The sequence below is a fragment of the Psychromonas aquimarina ATCC BAA-1526 genome (assembly GCF_000428725.1).
GTDB lineage: Bacteria > Pseudomonadota > Gammaproteobacteria > Enterobacterales > Psychromonadaceae > Psychromonas > Psychromonas aquimarina.
The window spans coordinates 1-5,294 of sequence record NZ_AUAM01000092.1; the positions used below are offsets into that span (position 1 = coordinate 1).

Here is a 5,294-nt window from a genome sequence, read left to right on the forward strand (position 1 = left end):
GCTTAGATCACCTCAGCAGCTCACCCGAGCTAGTCGATGAAATCTTACCGTGGAATTATAAAAAGCGTTCAGTGTAGTTTGCCGGACGCTTACCCGTTATAAGTTGAAAGTTTATCTATATTGATGCCGCATTGGTTCTGAAAAGCTTGTGCTGTTAACGTCCGGTTAGTGAGTATTATTTCACTCATATTTAATTCCCTTTTTACTAGTGCCAATCATTTTATGTATTTGACCTTTGCGTGACAACGAGTTTTTTGTGGTGGCGATAATACTTTTATTTGACTTGAAGGTAAATAGAAAAATTGAACATTAATAATTTGTTATCTAAGTAAATACATAGGGATATCTTTGCGGTTTCCGGCTTTTCCATTTCTTAAGATCGGGAATGACAACGAGGGCATTGAGATAAATTATCAAATAGCGGCTTAATCCCTCAGCCGTTATTTGATAGCATTTTTCACTAGTTCCCATGCTCCGCGTGGGAATTCATATAAACGAACCGCCAAGCACAAAACTATGCGTTACAGTGCAGACATGAGAACGAGGTAAACCCTTGGCTTTTAATTTACGCCAATAACTTTTCTACATTAAGGGAAGTTAGTGCAGCCCCAGAATTGATTACCGGCGTTCTTGCCTTTTTTAGCTTCTCTTAATGTCATTGCAGATCCGCATTTAGGGCAAACAGGCTCAGAAGTTTTTCTTTCCACCTAGAACAACATCAGCCGGTTGTCTGCTTTGAATAATCGTTTTCACATGCTGGTTATGGGCTAAGTTGGTTTTCAAACCACGGGACAAGCGCCCCGCTTCTATTACAGATACTATCCCACTAACTTGCTCAGCGGTAAAATGACGTTCATTTTTTGTTTTAATATATTCAACACAACCACGTGCATAGGTGACATTTTCCGGCATTGTTGTTTTAAAAGTGCTGTCGCCGATAAACACAATCACCGAATAGATAAGCTCGCTTGGAATGTCTATAGAATATTGGACAGCCATTAGTTTAGAAAGACTGCGCTGTCCTATATTTGGTTTATTTTGCTACTAATACAAAAGCATCACCATCTGGATCGCTTAAATATTCTAATGTACCTCCAAGATCTCTTGTATCTACAACTATATTGGAACAAGTTTCAATATTAACTGTATAGCCCTTTATCTTAAGCCTTTCTTTCTCAATCAATGCTTTTTCTTCATCATCAAATACAGACAAGCGAAGTGTGCTCATGTCGTTCTCCTTATGGAATTGCTTTGTACATCGGGAAAATAGTTTCACTAAGATCATCTGCCATCAAAGCGTTCAATTCACTTAACCCAGCAGGCTTTTTCAGTGCATTTTCTACAGATGTGGTAATCGTTTGTGGTGCATTTATCTTAGCTTGTGCTATTAACGAATCTCTTTTTTCCACATCAAGTGCACCAGTTGAGTTTTTTAAAAATACAATGACTGTTTTCAACTGCATTTCTTCTTCCGCTAATTTTATGTTTGCCTTGGTTACAAATTTTGCGGCATTTTTATCAACATTGCCGCCTGCATCTTTCGCAAACAAAACAGATGCTCCCTCCTGCTTCACCGCGATATCCCCGACAGCTAGTCTTTGATATATACCGGATTCATTTCCCGTACTAAATATCCCAGAGTATCTGAGTTCCATCAGTACATTTGCACTGTCTTTAGCACCGTTTCCGGTAGATTCCAGCCCTTTATCACTCTCTGCGGCGTCAGCAGCATTTTCTGTATCTTCAGAATCAGTACTTTTTCCTGCTTCTCCTTTATTTGTTGGAACATAAGCAAATTCAGCCCGTTTATATCCAAGTGTTGCAGACGGAGCTTGAGTTGCCTGATCTTGTGAAATATCAACACCAATAACAGTTGCAGATGTGACGATTACTGAGTTAGGAGCAGTCGCACAACCAGCAAGCACAATTGGTGCGGCGATAATGCATGTGATTCGTCTAATTAGCGGTATAAATTTAATTAAAGATCCTTGTTGTTTTTTCATTTTTCCTCCTCTTTATACTCTATTGATTCTATGACAATAGTTCCCATCGGCTTCTCTTTTACTTCAACAGTTACGTTTGCATTAGAGGGTATTTTCAGGGTACTAGAGGATAGATAACCAGCGCCGAACTTTAGACCGGGCTGACTAGACAGATGTAAGCCGATAACATTACTTTTTATCACCTGAACAGATGAATCATCATTTGTATTAGCGCTGGAAACAACGCCTATACCAATAATTAAATGATGTACTGTTCCATCCTTATCAGTTATTTGTATACCTGAACAGGCAGAGAGTATGGAGACATAAATAATAACTATCGGTAACTGCAGTTTGTTCATATTATACTTTCTCAAGCTAACGCTTCATGCCACCTATTACAGGCATGGATAGAAGCAGTACTCCAGCAGCCTGTGTGCACGCGTTAGCATTTTCATGATTAATTAGAACCAGTTAACACCAAATATTCGAGTACGGTATTGCCATACGGGTGTCCGGCGAATCTGCTTTTCGGTATAAACTTTTAGAAGCTCATCCCCAAAGGTCGATACTCCTTTTTCAAGCCCGTTCTCATATTGAAAATGCCACCACTCTGCGCCGAGCCAGGAGCCGCCGGTAAAAAAGGAACGGCGGGCACGGATACGTTTAAAACCTTGCGTTTCAAACAGAGCAGTCAAATCTATAAAACGACCGGAAATTAAACGCCCTTGGTTGCGCGAACCATAAGTTACAGCTTCAATTTTCATTGACTCACCGCCTTCTGCCCGCACATACACACGCCAGCAGCGATCGCCGTCGGCAGCAACCACAAAGGGATCACGGTTGCGGTTTTCCATTGCACTGCCGACAAACAAATCCAGTGCTCTGCCGGTATAATGAAACGAAGTTGCACTGCGGGATGCGCTGACTGCAGCGTTAAGTGATCGACGGGCACCGGAGCTGGTTAACTTTCCACCCGCCTCAATCACTCTTTCACGAACACGCATATAAGCCTCAGCAGCATCCTGCCTTAGAAAGAAGCGATCATAACCGTCACGATACTTATCTGCCGGGACACGCTTCCAGTCCATCAGCTCAGTTTGATAACCATTTTCAACCTGAGGATTGATCTGTTCTTCTATATGAATATGTAATGCCTGATGCAGTTCTCGCCATGTATTGGAGCCAACGATACCATCAGCATAAAGATGATGTTGTTCCTGAAACCGGATGACAGCAGCCTCGGTTTTTTCGCCGTACCAGCCGTCAACGCCCCCTGGCTTAAAGCCAAGTTGTTTCAGGATTTCTTGAACGGTTTTAACGTCCTCGCCTCGACTGTTTTCTCTAAGATTCATAATAACCTCATTAAATTAGTCTGGAATATTGACAGCATACTGACTGCTGCCGGTGTATCTCCATCTCAATTCAATGCTAGCCCAGCCCCGAAGCATTTCTATTACACCCTATTACACCTTTAAAGCCTCCCATCCTTTTTTTCATCAATCACGACCAGATCACCCTCGCCAAAAGCTTGCAGCCAAGTTCTAGTGGAGAATTCATACGAACTATTAAGCAAGTATTTAGTCGCTTTGATCCTTAATTAATCAAGCAGCACTAACAGATGAAGTAAATCGTAAAGTGCTTTCTATGTTTAGCAGAGATGAGCTATCACGACATCAATAAACATGGTGAAGAGATGCATTGCTGGTTCCCATGCTCCGCGTGGGAATTCATATAAACGAACCGCCAAGCACAAAACTATGCGTTACTGTGCAGACATGAGAACGAGGTAAACCCTTGGCTTTTAATTTACGCCAATAACTTTTCTACATTGAGGGAAGTTAGTGCAGCCCCAGAATTGATTACCCGCATTCTTACCTTTTTTCGCAACTCTTAATGTCATTGCAGAGCCGCATTTAGGACAAACAGGCTCTGAGTTTTCCTTTTCATCGCTAACAATGTCAGCCGATTGTCTGCTTTGAATTATGGTTTTTACATGCTGGTTATGGGCTAAGTTGGTTTTCAAACCGCGGGATAAACGCCCTGCTTCTATTACAGATACTATCTCGGCAACTTGCTCTGCGGTAAAATGACGTTCATTTTTCGTTTTAATGTACTCAACACAACCACGCGCATAAGTGACATTTTCCGGCATTTTTGTTTTAAAGGTGCTGTCGCCAATAAATACAATCACAGAATAGATAAGCTCACTTGGAATGTCTAAACAAGCGGCTAATGTTTGTGTGTGTTTGTAATTTTGATGAAGCGGATTTTGAAACTTACCGGTGTATTTGAAAATCTTCTGCGTCCACTGCTTCTGCTTAGCATTACCAAAGATCCAGCCTTTCATATTTTTGGTCTCAATAACAAACACACCAAACTGCGAAACCACAATATGGTCGATTTGTGTGGTGCCGTTTTCGGTTGGCAAGGTGACATTTTTGATTAAAGTATACTGCTCCTGCGGCAGGAATTTCTTTAATAAAAAGTTAACCAGAAACTCACCAAAGACCCCTTTAAACCAGGCAGACTTAACGACTGTTACAAAAACAATAAATGGTATGAAGTACCAGAGCTTTCCTAAGACACCACTAAACAAAGCGATAAAATCCATTTTAAATCCTTGGCTGATATTACATTTTGAGTAAAAAGAAGAAACACCAAACCCCGCTCCCACAAAATCAGTTTATTAAGGGGTTAAAGGTTTTGGTGCTCTCACTATTGATCACAGCACAAAGATTTCTTCACCATTGATTTTAGATGTCCAAGTTATTTTACTAACATGCTGATTACCATTAACCCAAACTAAATTCAGTGCAGTTATGTCCTTTAACGTTTTTACTTCAGTTCCTTGAATATCTAACATACATAAATTGTTTAAATTTTTAAGAGGTGATAAATCAGTAACTAACGTGTTTGCACAATCGACATTTCCAAGTTTCAAGCAAGAACTGATAGGGGTTAAATCTTTAACCTTACTATCTGAAAAATTTAGATCTTCAAGTTTTTTACAGCACGATAGTGGTAAAAGGAGAAATGGACCCCATTGACTGGACACACAACCTAGTTTCTTAAGTGATCAACCCAAGTTATGTGGCGAACCTTTGTCTTGCAAAATAAACCTGATCTGGTGTTAGGTTGTCAAGACTCTGATGGTATCGCTGCTCGTTATAAAACACTATATAGTTACTAATTTCAAGCTCTGCTTCCTTTGGCGTTTCATAAGCCTTTAAATATACCTCTTCATATTTCAAACTCCGCCAAAATCGCTCGATCATCACATTGTCAACCCAGCAACCTTTTCCATCCATA

9 protein-coding genes are annotated in these 5,294 nt (G+C 40.5%); all 9 read right to left on the reverse strand.

Annotated elements, in window-relative coordinates:
- Positions 1–587 precede the first annotated feature (587 nt).
- Positions 588–659, reverse strand: coding sequence for a hypothetical protein (locus tag G337_RS29290; protein ID WP_245597684.1), 72 nt, complete (start codon positions 657–659; stop codon positions 588–590).
- 28 nt (positions 660–687) lie between these two features.
- On the reverse strand, positions 688–999 hold the full coding sequence (locus tag G337_RS26670) for a hypothetical protein (RefSeq protein ID WP_028865213.1): 312 nt from the start codon (positions 997–999) through the stop codon (positions 688–690).
- Between the two features lie 34 nt (positions 1,000–1,033).
- Positions 1,034–1,228 carry a hypothetical protein gene (locus G337_RS0118585; RefSeq protein ID WP_028865214.1) on the reverse strand — a complete coding sequence of 65 codons (195 nt, stop codon included), beginning with the start codon at positions 1,226–1,228 and terminating at the stop codon, positions 1,034–1,036.
- A 10-nt stretch (positions 1,229–1,238) separates the two neighbouring features.
- Positions 1,239–2,003 (reverse strand): hypothetical protein, encoded by a 765-nt coding sequence (locus G337_RS26675; protein WP_051303391.1) that lies wholly within the window; start codon positions 2,001–2,003, stop codon positions 1,239–1,241.
- Complete coding sequence (locus G337_RS0118595) at positions 2,000–2,359, reverse strand: hypothetical protein (RefSeq protein WP_157619383.1); 360 nt, start codon at positions 2,357–2,359, stop codon at positions 2,000–2,002. Before G337_RS0118595 ends, G337_RS26675 begins: the two co-directional genes overlap by 4 nt.
- An 87-nt stretch (positions 2,360–2,446) precedes the next feature.
- A complete protein-coding gene (locus G337_RS27885) occupies positions 2,447–3,337 on the reverse strand; it encodes a peptidoglycan-binding domain-containing protein (protein WP_028865216.1) in 891 nt (296 codons plus the stop codon).
- 449 nt (positions 3,338–3,786) lie between these two features.
- Entirely contained in the window at positions 3,787–4,596 is an 810-nt protein-coding gene (locus G337_RS0118605; protein ID WP_028865217.1) for a nuclease-related domain-containing protein, read from the reverse strand.
- Between the two features lie 111 nt (positions 4,597–4,707).
- On the reverse strand, positions 4,708–5,040 hold the full coding sequence (locus G337_RS28720) for a hypothetical protein (protein WP_157619385.1): 333 nt from the start codon (positions 5,038–5,040) through the stop codon (positions 4,708–4,710).
- Between the two features lie 31 nt (positions 5,041–5,071).
- Positions 5,072–5,294, reverse strand: a 223-nt coding sequence (locus G337_RS0118615) for an integrase core domain-containing protein (protein WP_028865218.1), incomplete at its 5' end; no start/stop codon positions are given.